The organism is Chryseobacterium sp. 14P4.3.2 (assembly GCF_057799275.1).
This window is the reverse complement of sequence record NZ_JBYOKO010000015.1, coordinates 13,877-35,798: the sequence shown is the minus strand read 5'-3', so window position 1 is coordinate 35,798 and position 21,922 is coordinate 13,877. Positions and strand designations below refer to the sequence as shown.

Below are 21,922 nucleotides of genomic sequence, written 5' to 3'. Positions count from 1 at the left end.
ATTTGAATTAATATTCCCAGTCAGCATCCGTTACTTCTTTCCCATTGATTTTCTCATGCAAAGCCTGGAATACCACGAAGAGAACGGGAACCACAAAAATTCCTAAGATTGTCCCGAAAAGCATTCCCGAAATCGCTGCATATCCAATAGAATGGTTCCCCATTGCTGAAGGACCTACCACAAAAAGTAATGGAAGTAATCCTGTAATAAATGCTAAGGAAGTCATCAAAATAGGACGCAGACGTGCTTTGGCACCTTCAACAGCCGATGCAATAAGACTTTTCCCTGCTCTACGTCTCTGAATCGCAAATTCCACGATCAGAATACCATTCTTCGCTAAAAGGCCTATGAGCATTACCAAAGCGATCTGTACATAAATGTTATTGGAAAGCTCGGCAAACGTAATTCCTACAAACACACCTGATAATCCTACAGGAATAGCAATAAGTACCGCTAATGGAAGAATATAACTTTCATACTGCGCAGAAAGAAGGAAAAATACAAATACAATACACAATCCGAAAATCATTACCGACTGTGAACTGGAACCTGCTTCTTCACGGCTCATTCCTTTATAATCATAAGTATATCCCGGAGGAAGTACCTGTTTGCTCACCTCTTCTACCGCAGCCATTGCCTGTCCGGTACTGTATCCGGGAGCAGCCATTACCGTTAAGTTAGAAGAATTGAAAAGGTTGAAACGGTCTACCACTTCTGCTCCTGTTACCTGCTTCAGGCTTACCAGGGTATTGATAGGAACCATCTGGCCTAAATTGTTTTTAACGAAAACACCATTCAGAGATTCTTTATCCTGTCTGGTCTCCGGTGTGGACTGTACCAGTACTCTGTAATATTTCCCGAATCTGTTGAAATCCGAAGCCTGAATACTTCCGTAATATCCCTGCATTACTCCCAGCACATCAGAAACGTTTACTCCCAGCTGAGCAGATTTCACTTCATCCACAAGTACTTCAAACTGCGGATAGGTAACATCAAATGTTGTAAAAGCTACAGCCACTTCCGGCCTCTGCATAAGCGCTCCCATCATTCCATAGGAAATATTTCCTAAGTTCTGAAGTTCTCCGTTTGTACGATCCTGAAGCACAAGCTCCATACCACTGGTATTTCCGAAACCGTCTACAGTAGGTGTATTAATCACCAGGAAATTGGCTCTTTTATCCTTAGAAAGCATTCCCTGAGTTTGTCCTATAATGTCATTGATATTATGAACAGGCCCTCTTTCTCCTCCTTTCTTTAATTTAACAAAAATAGAAGCTGCTGAAGATGACATAGAACCACTGAAAAGATTCAGTCCATCTACCGAAATTACTTTTTCTACTGCCGGATTTTTCATCAGGAGGTCTTCTGTATCTGAAACCACTTTTGAAGTTCTGTCTTTGGAAGCCCCGGGAGCAAGATTAGCAGTTACGATAATAAAACTCTGGTCTTCATCCGGAATAAATCCTTTAGGGGTAGTCACAGACATCCACGCAAATAATCCACCGAATACAACAATTATAATCAATGCGATCCATTTTCTTTTTAAAAGGAACAGGACAGCTTTCCCATACCGGAATGTCAGTTTATTAAAACCAGCATTGAATCCTGCAAAGAAACGGTCTTTGAAATTCATTTTTTCATGAGTTTCCGGATGATGCTGTTTTAAAAATAAAGCGCACAATGCGGGGCTCAGCGTCAGTGCATTGATCGCAGAAATAACAATAGCAATCGCTAAGGTTAATGCAAACTGCTGGTAAAATAATCCTGTGGAACCGCTCATGAACGCCACGGGAACGAAAACCGCAGACATCACCAGAGTAATGGAAACAATAGCACCTGTAATTTCACTCATTGCAGACATGGTTGCTGCTTTGGGGTTCAGTTTTTTATGTTCCATCTTGGCATGTACGGCCTCTACCACCACAATAGCATCATCTACCACAATACCAATGGCCAGCACCAGTGCAAACAGTGTCAGGATGTTGATAGAGAATCCGAAAACTTTCATAAAGAAGAATGTTCCTACAATAGATACCGGAACTGCAATGGCCGGAATCAAAGTTGAACGGAAATCCTGAAGGAAAATGTATACAACAATAAACACCAGGATAAATGCTTCTATCAGGGTATGAATTACCTGTTCAATAGACTGATCCAATGCTTCTTTTGTAGCATACGGGATTTCATAATCCATTCCTTCGGGGAAAGATTTTTCCAGTTCTTTCATTCTTTCCTGAAGGGCGATCTGTACTTCATTTGCATTAGATCCTGCCATCTGGAAAATAGCCATCGTCACAGAAGGTTTTTTGTTGTAATTGGAAGAAACCGTATAACTGTATGCTCCGAATTCTACTTTGGCAATATCTTTTAATTTCAAAACAGAACCGTCATTCAGTGCTTTAATGGTAATATTTTCATACTGTTCCGGCTCAGTGAATTTTCCTTTGTAACGAAGGACGTATTCCATGACTTCCTTACTTCTTTCCCCCAATCTTCCGGGTGCTGCTTCCAGGTTTTGGGTCTGAATGGCTCGGGAAACGTCCGAAGGTGTAAGGTTATATGAAGTCAGTTTATTAGGATCAAGCCAGATACGCATGGAGTAATCTTTATTCCCATAAACCATGGCATCTCCTACTCCTTTCACCCTTTTCAGTTCCGGTACAATATTGATCTTCGCATAGTTTTCAAGGAAAAGATCGTTCATAGAACCATCTTTACTGGTCAGCGAAACCATCGCAATCATACTGTTCTGTCTTTTCACGGTGGTAATTCCCGCCTGTATCACTTCTGCCGGAAGCTGGTTGGTTACCTGTGCTACTCTGTTCTGAACGTTGATGGCCGCCTGATCTGGATCTGTGCCCAGTTTAAAGATAACGGTAATACTTAATGTTCCGTCATTACTCGCTGTAGAAGTAATGTAGTCCATATTTTCCACTCCATTGATCGCGTTTTCAAGTGGCGGTGCTACTGATCTTGCAATGGTTTCGGAATTGGCTCCCGGATAAGCAGCAGTTACCATAACGGTAGGCGGTGCAATATCCGGAAATTTGGTAATCGGCAGACTGACCATGCCGACAACCCCCAGAATAACCAGCAATACGGAAATAACCGTTGCCAGTACGGGTCTTTTTATAATTTTCTTTAACATGATTTTTTCTTACGATTTTTTCTGTTGAGCATTTTTCTTTTGCGCCACTACAGGAGTCCCCGGCTGCAATCTGTCGAAACCGCTGACAATGTATTGATCCCCAGCTTTAAGACCTTTGGATACAATGAAATTATCTCCTGCTTTTCCATTTACTTCAACAGGCAGCATTGCCGCTTTCCCGTCTTTGATTGTGAATACAAAAACTTTATCCTGAATGGTTCTGGTAGAAGCAATCGGAAGCAGAACCACATTGCTGTAAAACTGGTCCAAAAGGATTTTCCCGGTATTTCCACTTCTTAAAAGATTCTTCGGGTTATTGAATTTTGCCCTCAAAGTAATAGAACCTGTAGTTTTGTTAAACTGTCCTTCCACGGCATCAATTCTCCCGGCTTCGGCATATTTTTCACCACCGGATAGCAGCAGCGATACCGCAGGAGTGTTTTTGATCACCTCATCAATGCTGCTTCCCACATATTGTTTCTGAAAATTATTAAAGTCATTTTCACTTAAACTGAAGTAGGTATACACCTGATGAATATCCGACAACAAAGTGATCGGATCCTGATTACCCGGCGTCATAAGACTTCCCAGACGATAATTGAATCTTCCGATAAACCCGCTTACAGGAGCTTTAATCGTAGAGAAATCAAGATTAATCTTAGCAGATTCGATGGAAGAAACCGACTGGCTTACCGCTCCCCTTGCCGCATTATAAGCAGCCTCTGCTTCTTTGACCTGAATCCCCGAAACCATTTTATTTTTAAACAGTTCATTTTTCCTGTCCAGATCAATTTTTGAAGTTGAAAGATTAGCCTGTGCAGTAATCAAAGCTGCCTGTGCGCTTTTCAACTGTTCACGAAATATCTGATCTTCAATTTTGAACAATACCTGCCCTGCCCTTACGAAGTCTCCTTCATCTACAAAAATTTTGCTTAAATATCCTGTAATCTGTGGTCTGATCTCCACATTGGAAATTCCTTCTACGGATGCTGCATATTCTCTGGAAACAGAAGCATCTCCCTGCTTCACGATTTCTACGGGAAGCTCCGGTGCCTGCTGTTGATAAGACTGATTTTGATTATTTTTCCTGCATCCCGCCAAAACAATGAGCGAGAGGAAAAGTATGGTTGATTTCTGAATAAAAAATCTTTGCATAACAATATTCCTTTTAAATTTTCCGCACAAAAATCGAGCGAAAAAAATTCAATAGGATTATTCAAAAAACTCCTTATTTTGTCAAAAAGACTCCTCATTTTCGAAAACATGAGAAATATCATTTATAGATAACATAAATGAGATAATTTACTATTTTGAATCAAAAAAAGACGCGATTTTATCAAAAAGACACCTGAAAACACAACCCATTCATTATCAATACAAATCATCTTTACGATATTCCAAAGGAGATCTCCCTGTATGCTTTTTGAAGAACTTACTGAAAGAAGCCTGATCAGAAAATTTAAGCTGGGCAGCCACTTCACTGACATTAAGATTGGGATTCCTGAGCAGCAGCCTGGCTTCTACTGCCAGCACCTGATGAATGATATCTCTTGGGGATTTCAGTACGGCTTTATTGATCACTTTTGTAAGGTATTTCCTACTGATACAAAGCTTATCAGCATAGAACTGAACGTTATGCTCTTCTTTGAAATGATCCTGAACCAGCTTAAAAAAACCAGTTGTGAGCTCATCTTCTCTATGGGTTACCACATGAGGCTTCTCTATCTTTTTAAAATAATTGTCAATTTCGTAGATCACCAGCGAAAAGTGATGCCAGATCATTTCATTGAAATAATAATTTTCTTTTTCCTTATTGTTCAGAACCTTCAGTTCATCTAGATGAAAGGTTATTTTCCTGTACACATCCGGCTCATTTCTGATAATATGTGTAGGATCTGATGATAGACTTTTCAGAACATTATTGGATTTATAATTAAAACCCGCATCAGAAATAAAGTCCAGTGAGAAGAAGATATATTTTGAATGGTAATCGTCAGAAATCTGATCCACCCAAAATGTTTCGGAAATGGGACAAAAAACAATATCTCCTTTTGAAACTTCATAGCTTTTATCATCAAGCCTGAAGCTTACACTTCCCTGCTGTACGAGAAAAATACAGAAATAGTCTGCACGATAAGGAATATTAGGCTTTATCGCGTAATTTTCCCTGTCAATTTCCATCACCACAAATTCTTTGATCCTAAGATCAAATTCTACCTGTTGCAAAACTTCATCAAAAGCCAACTGTGAAACAAACTCAGGCTCCTGGAGGATTTTTTTAGCCATTGAAAGGAAATTATAACACGAAGGTAATACTTTTGTCGGTAAAAGGAGAAATCGCAAAAGAACAAAGAAGCCTAATAAGCCAATAACAGGATGCGTCCATCTATTCTTTTACAGTTTTACTACATAACTTCAATGATCAGTTCTTTTTCATAGCCGTTATATTTTTCATCGATGTAGCCATGAGGATTACATATGATTTCCGTATTTTCTATTTTGTAACGGTTTGGGGTATGGATATGCCCATGAATCCAATACAATGGCTGGTATTCTGCTATTATATCTTCCAGATTGGAAGCGTAGGCCGAAGTCAATGGATCTTCTTTATACTCTTCCGGAACAGACCGGATATCTGGAGCATGATGGGTAACCACTATATTTTTGAGTCCTTTTGACGTTTCAAGGCTTTCTTTTAACCATTGTCTTGAAATCTGATGAATTTTAAAGGTATCCATTGTTCTCATTTTAGAATAAGAAGGATCTCTCCTGATCATTTTGTAATCATTCATTTTGGGCTGGCAGATCATTCCGTAATGAATGGGATTTCCAAAGATTGAAAAATCAGTCCACAGAGTCGCACCATGAAAACGGATATCTTCAATGTCTACAAAAGAATTTTCAAGCACAAAGACGTTTGAATCCCGGGCAGCTTCTTTAATTTTATTCAGAGTTTTTGGATAAGAACCTTTATAATATTCATGGTTACCTAAGACATAGATCACCGGTTTATCGGATATTTTCTCTTTAATCCAGTCAATCCCTTTTGTCCCCAGATTGACATCTCCTGCCAGCACAACAACATCGGAATTATCAAAACACAATTCCGTACTTCCGAATTCCTGATGAAGATCACTGATGATTTGTATTTTCATATCACAAAAGTAGGCAACAGAAAAAAACCGGCAAAAGATTAATAAAAAAGTAGAAAAAAAAAGAACCGACACCTTAAGCACCGATTCTCTCTCATATAGTTTGTGTAATTTTAAGGCCGCTTATGGTAAAACGGCTACATCAGCCTGCTTCACTTTTAAGCTTCTTAGTATAAAATAAAATAACATTCCGATCGCCAGAAGAGCATATCCTATGAGGATAATCAGATTCAGGCTTCCTACAGCAGATTCCGAAGGAAAGACCTGGCTCATTAAGGTCATGAATGATAATCCAATCCCAGCTCCCAGGAAGTAACTTGTAGAACTCAAACTTGATGCCAATCCGTAATTTGAAGGTTCAACATCCTGAATTCCCATTACTGAAAGGGCTGTAAAACAAAATGTCATTCCTACTCCGGAAATGCATGCTGCACCTAATAAAACCAATGACAGCGGGTGTCCTGTATATACTGATGTCAATAACAGCAATCCTCCCGCCAGCATAAAGAGCCATCCGAACACGCCCATCTGGGAAGAGCTTAGCCTTTTTGAAATATAAGGCAAAATAAACTTTGCAGTCAATGCCGATACAATACTGAAGGGAACAAGCATCAGCCCTGCAGAAGCAGCACTATAGCCCATATCTTTTTGAAGCATCAGGGAAATAAGGAATAAAAATCCGATAAAAAATGCTCCCAGGGCAAAGAAAGCTAAGTTAGAAACCACCAGCGACCTGTGCTTAAAAAGTTTTAAATCAAATAAAGGTTCTGCAACAGATTTTAAGCGGAAAAACGTTATGATCAAAAGAAATACAGCAAGAATAAGCGAACCTACCACAAGGAGGGGTTGTTCATTAATATGAAGCAGCTCATGGGTTCCATACGTTAAACTTAAAAGCCCCAGTACCATCATGAGTCCGGAAATAAGATCTGTTTTCTGACCGGTTTCATTTTTCTCATCTGCAGGCAGATAGTAATATGAGAGCACCAGCGTTATAAGAAGAACAGGTACATTAATAAGGAAAACCCAGTGCCAGCTCATATAAGTACTTATAATTCCTCCTACCGAAAGTCCGCTCCCGGAGCCAATTGCCGCAAAAGAGCTAAAAATTCCGATTGCACGGTTCCGTTCCTGTTCTCCTCTGAAAGTATTGGTAACAATAGATAAGGCTGAAGGCATTACTAAAGCTGCTCCCAAGCCCTGCAGGGCACGGAATACAGCCAGCACTTCAAATCTCTCAGACAAACCTGCACCCAGGGAAGTCAGCATAAAAATCAAAGCTCCCCACATAAACATTTTCTTTCTTCCAATCTGGTCGGAAAGCTTACCGCCAATAATCAGGAATCCTCCAAAGAATAATACATAGAGGGTTTGCAGCCACTGAACGGTCTCTGCTCCAATCTGAAACTGTTTCTGAATAGCGGGAATCGTTAAATTAATAATAGCAATATCCAACGCCTCTACAAAAGTTCCTACTGATGCCAGTATTAATATTACATTCTTCCTCGTATCCATATATTCAAATTTCCTGCAAAATTAAAATTAACAGAACATATATAAAAATTTAACATTAAATTTGGAACAATATTAAAAATATAAAATATTTTAAAGAACAAAACACCTGTTCCTACAAATAATAACTTCTAAAACAGAACAAAATGGCAGCAGAAAACTATATTCCGGATGAAAAAGACTTGTCCATCCTACGCCTTCTTCAGAAAGATGCTAAAATGAGTGTGCGTGATATTTCCGCAAGAATCAACCTGAGCCCCACTCCTACTCATGAACGCATTAAACGTTTGGAAAAACAGGGAATCATTAAAGAATACACAGCCGTGGTGGACCGTAAGAAAGTGAATAAAGGAATGATGGTGATCTGTATGATTGCACTGAATGTCCACAATAAAAAAACTGCGGGAAAATTCATTGAGGAAGTCAGTAAACTGAAAGAGGTTGTGGAATTCTATAACATCAGCGGAGACTTTGATTTTATGCTTAAAATACTTTCTCCAAATATGGATGAGTTTCATGAGTTTTTTGTGAACAAGCTTTCTGAAATTGAAGGCATTGGACAGACGAAGAGTATTTTCGTTATGAGCAGCATAAAGGAAAGCGCACAGATTGTTTAATAAATAAAAAGAAGCGGTCTCAAAAGGTAAAATCTCATAAATGACAAAAACTGTCCTACGGGATTCCAAGAGAAGGTACTTTTGAGAAAACCTCTTCTAATCAGGGAAGTTGTTCTGTACAAATGTACAAATCCGTTATTATGCTTTTATTGTAAGCGTGAAGTTTAGAAATCAGACTTAATCCTGTATTTGCACCAAATTTATTTCCAATAATTCCAGAGTTTCCCGTCAAAAACCGCCAATGTCTTACTCGCTGTATCATAACATATCATTCCGGGATACGGGTTCTTCACATTGAGATGAGGTTTTTCAACCTGAGGAAGAATCATGGCCTTATCCGGAGCTTCCAACACCAACACCCCATCCGCCGTACTGGAAGAGTTCCCGATAACAACTCCCTTTCCAAGTTCTGAGGAATTATTGGCAACAACCGAACTTGAGTCACCAGCATCTGATAAAGATTTCCAGAGATCATTTTCATACATTTTAATCTTATTATCCGTAACGTCAAAAATAAACGTTCCATTTACCAGCGATCCTGTAGGAAATCCCAATGTTGCAGGAAGAATTACCCCTTTTGTATTTCCTGATATATTATCAAAATCCAACACTGTACTATTCCCGTCAACTGTTTGTTTCCCTATTGCTACCTGAGCAAAAGAAATATTAAAAAAAATCAGAGCAACTGCTATTGTTATATTTTTCATACTAACTTTATCAATTAAATTAATCATTACAGCTCTTTTCTACACACTTCCACTGGGTCCCGTTATAGAGCTTTACACATTTGTCCTGGATATCGTATAAAAGCATTCCTTCTTTCGGCTCAGCGATAGCATCTCCGGGCTGCGGGGTCTGACTTACATGCTGCACTCTGGTAATCACAAAACCTTTATCTTTTGACTCCATAGCCAGAAAACCATTAGGAATATTCCCCGGCCATGATGAGCTTTTCTGCTGTACAGTAATTCCAAAACTGGTAAAGCCATCCGGAGTTCCTGAAGTAGGCAGCTTAGTACACACCCCATCCATATCATCAATAATAATAGGTGCGTTACCACAGCTTAATTTATCTCCTGACAGACCTTCAGGCCATAAAGCGGGACACAGAGCCTGTGTTGCATTGGGACCGCAGAAGCTCGAATTCCCCATCCCCAGACCAGTTACAGATCCCATAGCAATTGCTACAATCTGGCTGTCATTACTGATCACCGAAGCGCCGCCCCCGCCGCTTACATCTGCTTTAGCAATACAGTAAGCTTTACCGGTAGGTATCCCTACATATTTAACAGAAGGGTAAGTGGTTGACTGCTGAGTAAATGTTCCACATATTTCCACTACACTATTAGTCCCCATTTCAATAGTGGAAGTCACATTAGGATAATTTCCATAAAAAGAAGGGTCTCCCTGAACTACAGATCCACCAAGTGATAAAAATGATTTCTCTCCCAAAATGACCTTTGAACTCAGATTACTTCCAAATGTTCCTATCAGAATAGAACCTATGGACTTTACACTTGCTCCCGGACTGATGTCCAACACTCCATCAACCTGGATACTCACGGACTGCAACTGCCCGGACTGGATAATAAGTGTTGCCCCATTCGGTATACTTATATTACTTCCTACAGTAAGGTTTCCGTTTAGACAATAGGTACTCCCGCTTGTCATTGCCTGCCCTGTATAGGGAATACACTGCGCGCCGGCAACACTGTAAAAGACAAGCATTAATAAAAAAATCATTTTTTTATTAATATTTAAAATAAATAAGCTATTCATGTATATTTATAAAATTTTAACAAATTATTATCATTTTTTAGCCAAAAATATAATTATTCAATATCAAGAACCGGCTAATAAACAATTAACATACCAAACTCATCTTCAACAGTTGTATAATCTATTTATGAACAATACATTATATCATTGAAAAGTTACACTTAATTGTAAGTTATTTCTAATATTATTTAAAAATTCAATGTTATTTTTTATACATATTGATTTTTTATTGAATAAAATACACACTTCATATTAAAAAATATCATTCTGATTACCAATGAAATAAATCATCAAAACATTTCTGAATTTTATTTATATAATAAAACATCACTATTATTTTATTTAAACAAAACAATAGATAATCTGAATAACAGTCCTCGTTAGAAATTAACATTAAAAAGTGTAAATTTGCAGCATGAATAACGATACCATATGTGCACTGGCTACCGCCAATGGAATAGGTGCTTTAGGCATTATCAGAGTTTCAGGAGATAACGCATTACCAATAGTTCAGAAAAGTTTTCCGGCAAAAAAGCTGGAAAAACAGAAATCTCATACCATTCATTACGGCTATTTCATGGATGAAGAAGAAGCTATTGATGAAGTAATGCTTTCTATTTTTCTGGCTCCGAAAAGTTTCACCACTGAAAATTCTGTTGAAATTGCTTTTCACGGCTCTCCGCATATCGGAAAACGTATTCTTGAAACCCTGATCAAAAATGGAGCTAGAATGGCTAAAGCCGGAGAATTCACACTCCGCGCCTTTATCAATGGCAGAATTGACCTTTCCCAGGCTGAAGCAATTGCCGATGTGATTGCCTCTGAAAATGAAGCTTCCAGAAAGGTGGCTATCAATCAGCTGAAAGGGGGAATTACCAACGAAATATCGTTTTTAAGAACCGATCTTCTGAATTTTGTTTCCCTTATTGAACTTGAGCTTGATTTTGCTGAAGAAGATGTAGAATTTGCAGACAGAACTGCACTGAATGGGTTATTGGATAAGATCGAATTAAAATTAAACTCCCTGATTGAAAGTTTCCAATACGGAAATGCCATAAAAAACGGAACAGCCGTTGCCATCATCGGAAAACCAAATGCCGGAAAGTCTACTCTACTCAACTCTTTGTTGAAAGAAGAAAGAGCGATTGTAAGTAATATTGCCGGAACAACCCGTGATACTATTGAAGAAATCCTTCACATCAAAGGCCACGCTTTCAGACTTATCGATACGGCAGGACTTCGTGATACGATAGATGAAATTGAGGCTATCGGAGTAAAGAAAGCCAAAGAAAAGGTAGAGAATGCCAATATCCTTGTATACCTGGCCGATGCCGCTACTGAGGATTACTCAGAAGATATTGAAATGATTCAATCTTTATTGAGGGATGATCTGAAACTTATTATCTGTGCCACCAAAATTGATGAAGTAATTCCAACCAAATATGAAGTTGTAGAAGATATCTTTAGAAATTCAATTGGCCACGAATTTGATTTTATTAAAATATCAGCAGTGGAAAATCAAAACATTCAGGATCTTAAAAATGAACTATCTTCTTATGTGGAGCATTTAAAGACTGAAGAAAGTAATGTTGTGATTACCAACCAACGTCACTTTGAAGCCCTACGTAAATCTCTGGATGCCGTAGATAAAGTAAAAGAAGCTATTTCTTCCCAGATATCCACAGAACTATTGGCTTACGAGCTTAGAAATGCTTTGGAACATCTCGGGGAAATTTCCGGGGAAGTAACGAATGATGAGGTGCTGGGGAATATCTTTTCTAAGTTCTGTATCGGGAAGTAATCGCTGATTTCTAAGCATCATAATACAACAATACAACCCGCATTAATAAAAGAAAAACAGAAAGTGTTAATTGACATTTTCTGACATTTGTTGACATATTTTATACCACTAAATGTGATACTCCGTTGTTTTTAATCTCTAAAAAAATGAATTTTAGGATACTCTAAGAGAAATTTAAACGGTAAATAATCGTAGATACACGCAAATACCGCTAAATACAGGGAGAGATTATTAACATATAGAAAATCGGAAAGTATCAAATGAGCAGTAACATTAGGATTGAGAAGATTTGTATCTTCTGTAAAGAGAAATTCATCGCTAAAACATTCTCTACAAAGTATTGTACTCACAGTTGTAATCAAAAGGATTATAAGAAAAAAGTAAAGGAAGAAAAAATCCGAAAATCAAAAGAAGAATTCCAAACAGAGGTAAAACTGAAACAACTGAAAGTAGTTTCCATTGAAGATGTTCAGAAGAAAACATATCTTACTATAAAAGAAGTCTGTTTATTAATGAATATCTCTGAATCTACAATCAGAAAACTGATTAAAAACGGAGAACTAAAAACGATCCGTGTAGGGAAGAAACATTTTATTTTGAAATCAGAATTAAATAATATCAGTTGAAATAATTCTTCAAACATTCAAAATTTACAATGTTATAAACTCATAAATCGTTTTAAATGTATTTTTAATGGAATTATACGGATGAACTGATTTAAAATGATGTAACTTCTTTAAAAACCGCAAATGGTGTTTTTGACTGTTATTTTCTTAAAGTTGTTTGTTCTCTCATTATTCTTTTGTTAAAATTTCACTGCATATATTTATATAGTATATACCATTGAATATGAATATATTATATAGATATATATTATATAATATAAGAAATATTTATTAAAGAGGATATTTTATTAAGTAGTAGTAGTAGTAGTAGTGAATTTAAAGAGTAAATGAGTAGTAAATACAATAAACAACATAGATAAAAAAAGGAATTCAGCCGAAAACTACCGATTTTTAGAGAGGTTTAAGAAAATTAAGTAGTAGATTTTAAACCACAGAGGAGTTTACTGCTGTGAGGTTTAAAATTTAGGAGTTGATTTTCAATTTTATCAACAATGATAGTATCAAATGACATTATACAACAAAAAATAAGATGTGTTCTCAACGATGAAAATACAATTACGATGAAATTTACATCGAAGATTTATTTAATATGGAGAACAAAGTAAAAAATAAGTTTATAGAATTGTTGTGATATAAAAATAAAAGTAAGGACTTTACACCACCTTACAACTGAGGTGGTCGAAAATTTATTTAACAATGTAAAGAGAATCCAAACGAGAAGTTTGGATTTTTTTGTGTTTAGAAATTAGGTGAATAATCAATACAGACTATCACTACTTAACAGCTTTTAGAATGTAGTTAGTTTCACTAATAGAAAGTGAACTAATGATTTACGAATCTATATAATTAGGTTAATACCACATGTTTACTGTTGTCTCCAAACCTACTTAGGGGGAATGTTACATCACAATTAGTAACAAAACCTAAGAAAAATGAAAGTTTATTTAAAAATCAGAGAGGGGAAACTTAGTAAAAAAAGTATTGAAAAAGGACGTGTAAAAATGAATAGTTTGTTTTTGATGTTTCACGATAGTTTAAATCAAAAAAGAAGCTATGAATTTTTGAAACTTTATATCTACGATAAACCAAAAACGATAATTGAGAAAGACCACAACAGAGAAACATTACAACTTGCTGAATCTATAAAAGCTCAAAAGGTGTTGGAATTTAATTCGAGAAAACACGGATTTGTAAGTAGTGCGAGTGGTAAGATTGGATTTCTGAACTACTTTAATGAATTGGTAGAGAAGAAATATGATTCAAAAGGAACTCATGGAAATTGGTATAGTACGTTGAAACATCTAACAATTTTTTGTAAAGGAATTGATATTCAGATTTGTAAAGTCGATGAAATATTCTTGGAGAATTTCAAAGAATATCTTTTGAAAGATAAAATTTCAAATAACGGAGGAAGATTATCACAGAATACGGCGTTATCTTACTTCAATAAGGTAAGGACAGCATTGAAAGAAGCGTATACAAACAAAATGATTTCGGAGAATCCAATTTTAAGAGTAAAAACAATAAAAGAAAAAGAAACAAGCAGAGAGTATCTTACTTTTGAAGAATTACAAAAATTACTGAGAACCGATTGTGAGGTACCAATTTTAAAGGAATCATTTATTTTTAGTTCACTGACAGGTTTGAGATTTTCCGATGTAAAATCTTTGAAGTGGAAGGATCTGTACTATGATTCTGAAAATGGGTGGATTTTAAAATACATACAACAGAAAACCAAAGGTGTAGAAAACCTTCCGATAAATGAACAGGCTATAAAGCTTTTAGGAGAAAGGAAAGAAGAGGATATACTGTTGTTTGAAAATCTAACTTATAGTGCGTATCACAACAAAAAATTACATAAATGGGTAAAAGAAGCTGGAATCGATAAACATATTACTTACCATAGTTCACGACACACTTTTGCTACATTACAATTAACAATGGGTACTGATATTTACACAGTGAGTAAGTTATTAGGACACCAACATTTGAAAACCACAGAAATCTACGGAAAAGTGATTGATAAAAAGAAAATTGACGCTGTATCTAAAATTCCTGATTTATATTTGTAGAAATACAATTTAATGGATTCTTTTGAAGAACAAAAATATTTAGAATCAAAACTTAGATTTGATATAGGAGCAGTTTGGGTACAATTAGTAAATAGTAAACCACAAACTAAAGATTATATTAAATCTATTGAAAATAAATTTTGTAAAATTGAAGATTACGGAGAGAAATTGTTGTTTTGGAAAGATAATAATCTCTCTCTGTTTAAACTTCAATACGAATTCATAGTTTATGATGAAAACAATACAGAGTTTAAACCTGTAATATCAATCATACCCAAAAGGAATAAAGAAAAATTACAATATTTAAATTGGATTATTGAGGAATGTCATCAGGAGTACTCTAACAATTCAGAAAAGTATAATTTCGATACGCCTACGTTTAAAATTCTTAAAAAACGTTTTTTTGAATCAAATGAAATTCGTTCAAAACTTATAATATCAGAGGAAAAAATAACTTATGATAGAATTAAAAAAACGGGAGTTAGTGAGAATGTTTATAAGTATGTAAAACTCAAACTAAGAGAACCAAATGTTTTATCCGATTTAGAAATTAGTGAGGGAGAAAAAATGGTTATATCCTTACAAAACTTCGCTGTTGAATTATCTTTCGTTTATGATTACATCAAATATTTGATTTTTCTAAAATCACAGAATAAAAAAGAAATTTCTGTTGATGAAGTTTTTTCTGAAAATAAAACTTTTAACTCAACTTATGATATTCCAAAATTAAGGAAGATACAATCTTTATTAGAAGAAAAAAATATCATTCAGAAAATGAATTTTGAAGATTTTAAATTGATTTTTACAGAATCTCCTTTGAAAGATATTAAAAATAAAATTGTATGGTTACCACTATCAACAAAAGGAATTAATTGGGATAGCTTAATAATTTTTCTAAAAAACATATGTGGATTTTCTGATACATATTTTAACAATAGTACAATCGCATTATTTACGGAAAAAATTGGAAAATGTTTTGAACCCGAAGATGAAAATGAAACTGGGTTTAATTATAGTAATAGTATTCCACGTTCGATTAAACGTTTGAGAGAAAATAATTTTAAACCAAATAGACCAAATAAAACATATCGAAATATAGAAGATATTTTCTCAAAGATTTTCTAATGCACAAACCGTGCATTACACGTTCATTTCACAACCTTAATATTACTGAAAATTTTAAAAAAGTTAAGATTATGAGTAATAAAAATGAATGTGAAGATATTTTAGATTTCTTCAACAAAAGAATGTTGACAGCAAAAGAAGCAGCGTTCTATTTAAGTCTAAGTGTGATTACGGTACGAAGAAAAGCAGGAAAAGGAGAGATTATTTCTTACCGACCAAACAATGGAAAACTATATTTTGAAATCTCAGATTTAGATGAGTATCTATTATCAAAACGTAGAAGCAGTGTAGAAAAAGCGAGAGAAGTAGCCTCAATGTTGAACTTTAAAGTCTCTAAAAGATGGAAAATTTAATGTTTAACGAATACAAAAATTCTTTTGCAACAAATAGTGAAGAGGTATCTGAAAAAGGAATTATTGAAAAAATAAGGACTGGATATCGAATCAAAGCAAAGATTAAGATGTTGAGAAATGAACTGCAGAAAAAGGGTAAAAGTTCAATTTTCAAAAGATTTAAAAGTGAACTGCCTGCGTTCATTATTGCTGGTAAATATTTGAAAAATAGTAGAGAAAGCAAAAATTTACAGTTTTATAATGGTTGGATGGTGTTTGATATTGATAATATTCAAAATGAAGAAGAATATCAAAGAATTTTTAATAAGATTAAGAAATACTCCTTTGTTAGAGTAGTATTTCGGTCACCATCGGGTAAAGGGATGAAAATCATTGTGATAACTAATAATAATGATTCTGAAAAGCACCCCGAACTTTATAAAGGACTGATGAAATATTTTGAATCTGTTTTGAATGTTAAGTTTGATGAAAGCACTTATGAAGTCAATCGGCTCTGTTTTTATTCTTACGATCCTGAAATTTTCTATAATGAAAATTCTGAAATTTTTGAATTTGAAAGTTTGGAAAAAGTTTCTCAGGAAGAAGTGCCACCAGAAATTTTTGATAAAGATTTTGTAAAAGAAATAGAGTATGCAATTAAGTTTACAAATAATGTTTTAAAATTTGAAGAAGGATACAGAAATAAATTTATATACTTATTAGGCGAAAATTGTAATGGTTATGGGATAGATAAGGTTTTAGCCACTGAATATTGTGTTATGAAATATTTTGAAGATGGGTTTTCTGAGTATGAAATTGAATTTACATTAGGGAATGGTTATATGAGTGAAAAATATGAATTTGGACAATGGAGACCGAAATTGTTAAGGGATATTAAAATGAAAATTGAAATTAAATCAGAAACTTCTGTTTTTGAAAAATTTTCTTCTAAACTCAATATCACATTTTCCAAAAAATATCAAGATGTGATGGGGCAACTGAAAACAGAGAACGATAAGGAAATGTTTATTTTAGGAATGATTACAATCTTAGAGACAATTTATAAAATAGATGAAATTTAATTAAGTAACACAAATAATATGCTTGGAGGAGATGTTTTAATTCATTTTCTCCAAACTTATTATAAAATCTTGATATATTATCATTAAATGAAATATCGAACTGAGAACAGTGTTTAAATTGACTTGAATTAAAATTAAAAAATAGAAACGTTGTAAGAATTAGATAAAAGTTTTAGATTTACCCCACAAAACCAATATTATTAGATAGAAATAAGATAATTACATATTAAAAAATACATTTAGCGAACTGAAATCTGTTTTTGAAAGGTCGAAACTTCAGAATATCCACAGGAATAAGTTAAGCGAAATGTTCAGGCTATGGCTTGAGCGTTGCTTTACTTTGTGGATAGGTATTCGACCACCTCAAAAACAGGTAGAGATAATGTCTCAAGCCTGTTTTTTTGTTTTCACACATTATTACGGGTTTCCGCAAGGAATATCAAAAAAAGAATTATAAAATTGAATATTAAAACCCCTAACTATGAAAGAAATCAAAATTGTTTTATTGTGTTTTTTAACATTAATAACTACTGCCTGTAATAAATCCACAAACCATAAATATGATGGTTCGTATTCTATGAATATTCAGATGTTTGGAATGGCTAATTCTAAGAAAGATTTGATAATTAATGGAAACAAAATTAAATACATTGATGAAATTTGGAATTGTAAACAATATGATGATAAGGTGGATGTTGAAAACGGCAAGATGATATTTACATATGTTGATGGCGATTTAGTATTAAATGTTCCAACCTTAGGTAAAGTTCATTATGTAAGGATTTCAGGAGATAATGATTTAACAAAAAACAATTAAAATGAAGAAAATATATTTATTTTTTGTTTTGGCACTATTATTTTCGTGTAAACAAGGCAAATCCTTAGATGGAATTTACGAATATGTGCAAAATAAAGAAAAAAACAACAATGTTTATGAAAGTGCTTGTTCTGGCGTAGGTTATATTGAATTAAAAGATGGATATTATTATAATGGAATAACTAAATCTACTATGAGATTTCCATTTAAAGTTGAAAATGATAAAATTGTAATTAATAATTCAGAAGGAGGACAGTTAATTTTTGATATAATTGATGAAAATACAATTGGATTAATGGGATGCTTATTTCGGAAAAAAGAAAATGAAACGCAGCCTGTAGAAGATACCATTGAAAACACTACTAAAAAAGAAAATGTTAAGAGGAATAATATTTCGAATACAAAAACAGAAGAAACTTCATTGAACTCTCTTAGAAAATTTAATGGAGAATACTCTTATGATGTGAAACTTTTAAGTAATCCTATTTAAAAAAAAAGATTAATAAGCTTAATTGGAAAGAAAAGATATGAGTATATGAAAACTACATGGGCAGTTGAAGGAGGGATTATGGTCGAAAATGACATTTTAGAAGCAGGAGGTTGTGAGGCTCATAATTGTGATATGACTAATTTCATTATAGTAGTAGATTTGAAAAAGGATATTTTATATGTGGGTTATATAGTAGAAGGAGAAATAAATAAATTTGGTGAGACAGATGATTTTCCCAAACAACTATTGCAGTGGGAACAGGATAATATTAAAAGTAAAAACGAGATGTTCTCAAATTAGTTGAAAAGATATGAAGTAATTGGTTTTATGATGATTGTGGAAAAGTCTTCTTTTGAAAAGAGGACTTTTTTAATTAAATTTGTAAGAATGTACAATTCACATATTTATGAAGAGAAATTTATTTTCGAAATTCTTTAGAAATAGAGAAGTTGATGTGGAGAAAACCAAAACTCTACTAAGTTCGCTTGCTCCAAAAAATATTAACTAAAACAGAGTATAATTATAAACTGTTAAATACATTAAAATCAAAAGAATTAATTAACAGCTTAGACATTGATAAAAGAAATGAAAACCTATATAGAGCTGTAGGAAATTATTAGTGTGGTTAAATTGATTATTCTAAAAGAAAAACCTGTAAAGAAGACTTTTTTAAGTTAAATAATATGAAATATGATAATGACTATATTAGAAAAGAAGCTGATGACAAACTGAAAGGTAAATTCAGAAACCTTTTTCTACAAAATAATATGAAGCTAAAAGAACATTCAGCTTCAGCAGGAGAAGATAATGGAACAGACTTTTATTTTGATGTAACAAATGAAAATGAAGAACATATCTTTTTCTTTAGAAATCAGAATAAAGGAACTTTTACTGACCTACCGATTATAAAGAATGATGACGATTTAAATTTTGGTAAAATATCTCATAGAATTAGTCTAAGAAACGCAATTAATTATTATGCTGAATTTGACGAAGCAATAATTTTCACAATATGTGATTTGAAGAATAATAATATTTATTGGTATGATATACAAAATGATATTACTTTAAGAGATAGAATTTTAGAACAAAAAAATAATGATATTGGTGCTATTCAAATATATATACCAACAGAAAATATTTTGAATGAGAATACATTTAGTGATTTTCTTAATAAGATTGAAAATGCGAAATTAATTCAAATTAGAAAGAAAAATATTTTAAATGAAAATTACGAAGCTAATTATTCCAAAATAGAAACTGAAATAAGTGAAAAACATATTATTGATAAAATTGATTATACATTAAATTTATTTGAAGGAATAAAGGTTTTTCCTACAAAAGTAATTTGTAAATTATTATCATTTGGTGAATCTGAAGATAGTAAAAGCCACATAAGTGGATTTAGTTTTTACACTTATAATGAAGAGTTTTTCAGTTTAATGGAAAAAGTAAAATTGTCAAATGACCAATTCACATTAACAGATGATGAAAACCTTGTCGATAATCAAAATGAAAAAATAAAAAATATAGTTTCTTTTTTACTAATAAATCATATTCACCATATCAGATGGAGGGGAAAAGGACAAAAAGAACAGATTTGTGTACATAAATTATTTCAATCTAATAAATGCAATTGTGAGAGATGTAGCTTAGAAAGATTAGATGTTAAAAGAACTATTGAACTATTAAATGAAACTACAAAAGATAATAATACTCTTTACGAAACGCTAAGAAAGGGATATACTTACTATTTGTTAGGAGAGTACAAAAGTTCTGCGGATATTTTTTATAATATTTATGATGAAGCGGATAGAATTGATAACCCTATTAAGTATACAATATTAACGTATAATTTAACAAAGCTAAGAAAACTAATTAAATGGTCTTACTATGGGAAAGATGAAAAAGAAATTTTACAAAAATTATCTTCAATAAATCTTGATATTGATGAACCGTTAATTAAGAAGAAAACACCATATTTTTTAGATATTTTTAAAAATATCAAGGAAAAAAGATTTTATGAGGATGTCAAAGACAGTATAGATGAATGTTTTTCTGAAATTCAAAAGATTTCTTTTGGAGATAAGTATGGAAATGCATATGGAAATAACAAATATGATATATTAAGATCTTCATTTTTAAGATTTGAATCTTATTTGGAACATAATTTTATAATATTCAACCATTATTCTGAATATGAAGAACTGTCAAAAAAAATATTAGAATGCATGTTTGCTTTATATACACTAAAAAATTCTACAACTGATAGGTATGAAAAGTTCGATTGGAATGTGATAAAAATGTGGATTTTTAATATTGATGAAAAGCATTCAAAATACCTTTTAGCGAAATATAATATAAAGAGAATTGTTTTAGATGACCATTATGAAATTCCAAAACGAATTAATGAATTAATATTGAATCTTATTGATTCCAATGAATGCATAGAAAACTTAGGAGGTTTATTTAAGCCTATTAAGATTGAAAAAATTCTAAATAAAATATTAGTCATTATATCGTTGTTAGATGTTGAATTTAAAGAAAAAGATATAATTGTATCAAACATCATTAAACTCAGTAATATAATAAAGAATAAGAATAATATTCCGCATGATCAATTAGTAAGTTTTATAGAGCAAAATGAAGTGAACATAAATAAAGAAAGAATAAAAAATATTTTAGATTTATTTTTTTATGATGATTACAATAGATATGGTTTTGGTAAGTCAATTAATATTTATGCAGAGAAATGTACTCAAATAGAATTAGAAGACTTCATAAAAAATATCTTAAAAATTAAGAATTTAGAGGAAATAGAAATAGATTTTGAAAACGAGTATTTTAGAAGCTTATTTTATTCTTTTACACTACTGAGTGAAAAACTGAAAGAGAATATTAAATTTAAAATAACTGAAAGTCTAAAAAAAGAATTTGATGATGAGCTTTATGGCTATTCTGTTATTTATGATTTAATAGATTTTGATAAAGATATGTTCAAAAAATATATATCTACAGTTCCAGATATGTCTAAAGATGAAAATTATTGGGGAGGTTATGATAATATACGATTATCACAAATAATAAACTTAGCATATAAATACGATTTAGAATTTGATAAAGATTTAAAAAATCTATTAAATAAATCTCATAAAAAGTATTTTGAATACTATCGTTGGCTAATGGATATAGATAATTATGATTACTCAAACTTTGATCCTTATTGGATATTAGAATGTAAAACAATATACTATTTTGATAGATTTAGAAAATCCCAAAAATTGAAAGAAGAGTTATATAAAAGTTTAAGTGAAAACTATATTGAAGGAGTTGCGAAAATATATTTTAAGAACTTTGCTTAATATTTGA

General features: G+C 33.0%; 18 protein-coding genes. 11 read left to right on the top strand and 7 right to left on the bottom strand.

What is annotated here, in order from left to right; translation table 11 throughout:
* Positions 1-7: 7 nt before the first annotated feature.
* The 5 genes from AC27VX_RS18720 to AC27VX_RS18700 all read right to left on the bottom strand — a co-directional run bounded on the left by AC27VX_RS18720 (position 8) and on the right by AC27VX_RS18700 (position 7,815).
* Positions 8-3,148, bottom strand: a complete 3,141-nt coding sequence (locus AC27VX_RS18720; RefSeq protein WP_488697250.1) for an efflux RND transporter permease subunit — start codon at positions 3,146-3,148, stop codon at positions 8-10.
* Positions 3,149-3,157: 9 nt separating this feature from the next.
* Positions 3,158-4,303 carry an efflux RND transporter periplasmic adaptor subunit gene (locus AC27VX_RS18715; RefSeq protein WP_488697248.1) on the bottom strand — a complete coding sequence of 382 codons (1,146 nt, stop codon included), beginning with the start codon at positions 4,301-4,303 and terminating at the stop codon, positions 3,158-3,160.
* Positions 4,304-4,519: 216 nt separating this feature from the next.
* Positions 4,520-5,434 (bottom strand): AraC family transcriptional regulator, encoded by a 915-nt coding sequence (locus AC27VX_RS18710; protein WP_236855278.1) that lies wholly within the window; start codon positions 5,432-5,434, stop codon positions 4,520-4,522.
* Positions 5,435-5,553: 119 nt separating this feature from the next.
* Positions 5,554-6,303 (bottom strand): metallophosphoesterase, encoded by a 750-nt coding sequence (locus AC27VX_RS18705; protein WP_236855279.1) that lies wholly within the window; start codon positions 6,301-6,303, stop codon positions 5,554-5,556.
* A 120-nt stretch (positions 6,304-6,423) separates the two neighbouring features.
* The gene (locus tag AC27VX_RS18700) at positions 6,424-7,815 is read right to left on the bottom strand and encodes an MFS transporter (protein WP_488697245.1); all 1,392 of its coding nucleotides are present in this window, start codon (positions 7,813-7,815) and stop codon (positions 6,424-6,426) included.
* A 143-nt stretch (positions 7,816-7,958) separates the two neighbouring features.
* Between AC27VX_RS18700 and AC27VX_RS18695 the strand changes: the two genes are divergently transcribed.
* Entirely contained in the window at positions 7,959-8,429 is a 471-nt protein-coding gene (locus AC27VX_RS18695; RefSeq protein ID WP_236855281.1) for an Lrp/AsnC family transcriptional regulator, read from the top strand.
* 200 nt (positions 8,430-8,629) lie between these two features.
* Here AC27VX_RS18695 and AC27VX_RS18690 read toward each other — a convergent pair whose 3' ends face one another.
* Together AC27VX_RS18690 and AC27VX_RS18685 are read right to left on the bottom strand one after the other, a co-directional pair.
* Positions 8,630-9,136: a hypothetical protein gene (locus AC27VX_RS18690; protein WP_488697243.1), complete on the bottom strand. Its 507-nt coding sequence runs from the start codon at positions 9,134-9,136 to the stop codon at positions 8,630-8,632.
* A gap of 19 nt (positions 9,137-9,155) precedes the next feature.
* The gene (locus tag AC27VX_RS18685) at positions 9,156-10,172 is read right to left on the bottom strand and encodes a hypothetical protein (protein ID WP_236855283.1); all 1,017 of its coding nucleotides are present in this window, start codon (positions 10,170-10,172) and stop codon (positions 9,156-9,158) included.
* 451 nt (positions 10,173-10,623) lie between these two features.
* Between AC27VX_RS18685 and mnmE the strand changes: the two genes are divergently transcribed.
* The 10 genes from mnmE (at position 10,624) to AC27VX_RS18635 (ending at position 21,915) form a co-directional block, all read left to right on the top strand.
* A complete protein-coding gene (gene mnmE / locus AC27VX_RS18680; protein WP_300687201.1) occupies positions 10,624-12,009 on the top strand; it encodes a tRNA uridine-5-carboxymethylaminomethyl(34) synthesis GTPase MnmE in 1,386 nt (461 codons plus the stop codon).
* A 260-nt stretch (positions 12,010-12,269) separates the two neighbouring features.
* On the top strand, positions 12,270-12,635 hold the full coding sequence (locus AC27VX_RS18675; protein ID WP_488697241.1) for a helix-turn-helix domain-containing protein: 366 nt from the start codon (positions 12,270-12,272) through the stop codon (positions 12,633-12,635).
* A 932-nt stretch (positions 12,636-13,567) separates the two neighbouring features.
* A complete protein-coding gene (locus AC27VX_RS18670; protein ID WP_488697239.1) occupies positions 13,568-14,707 on the top strand; it encodes a tyrosine-type recombinase/integrase in 1,140 nt (379 codons plus the stop codon).
* 12 nt (positions 14,708-14,719) lie between these two features.
* A complete protein-coding gene (locus AC27VX_RS18665) occupies positions 14,720-15,832 on the top strand; it encodes a hypothetical protein (RefSeq protein ID WP_488697237.1) in 1,113 nt (370 codons plus the stop codon).
* A gap of 71 nt (positions 15,833-15,903) precedes the next feature.
* On the top strand, positions 15,904-16,185 hold the full coding sequence (locus AC27VX_RS18660) for a helix-turn-helix domain-containing protein (protein WP_488697235.1): 282 nt from the start codon (positions 15,904-15,906) through the stop codon (positions 16,183-16,185).
* Positions 16,173-17,246, top strand: coding sequence for a BT4734/BF3469 family protein (locus tag AC27VX_RS18655; RefSeq protein WP_488697233.1), 1,074 nt, complete (start codon positions 16,173-16,175; stop codon positions 17,244-17,246). Before AC27VX_RS18660 ends, AC27VX_RS18655 begins: the two co-directional genes overlap by 13 nt.
* A 481-nt stretch (positions 17,247-17,727) precedes the next feature.
* Positions 17,728-18,063, top strand: a complete 336-nt coding sequence (locus AC27VX_RS18650; protein WP_488697231.1) for a hypothetical protein — start codon at positions 17,728-17,730, stop codon at positions 18,061-18,063.
* Position 18,064: 1 nt separating this feature from the next.
* Complete coding sequence (locus AC27VX_RS18645) at positions 18,065-18,553, top strand: hypothetical protein (protein ID WP_488697229.1); 489 nt, start codon at positions 18,065-18,067, stop codon at positions 18,551-18,553.
* 12 nt (positions 18,554-18,565) lie between these two features.
* Entirely contained in the window at positions 18,566-18,853 is a 288-nt protein-coding gene (locus AC27VX_RS18640; RefSeq protein ID WP_488697361.1) for an Ivy family c-type lysozyme inhibitor, read from the top strand.
* A gap of 383 nt (positions 18,854-19,236) precedes the next feature.
* Entirely contained in the window at positions 19,237-21,915 is a 2,679-nt protein-coding gene (locus AC27VX_RS18635; protein ID WP_488697227.1) for a DUF4365 domain-containing protein, read from the top strand.
* Positions 21,916-21,922 lie beyond the last annotated feature (7 nt).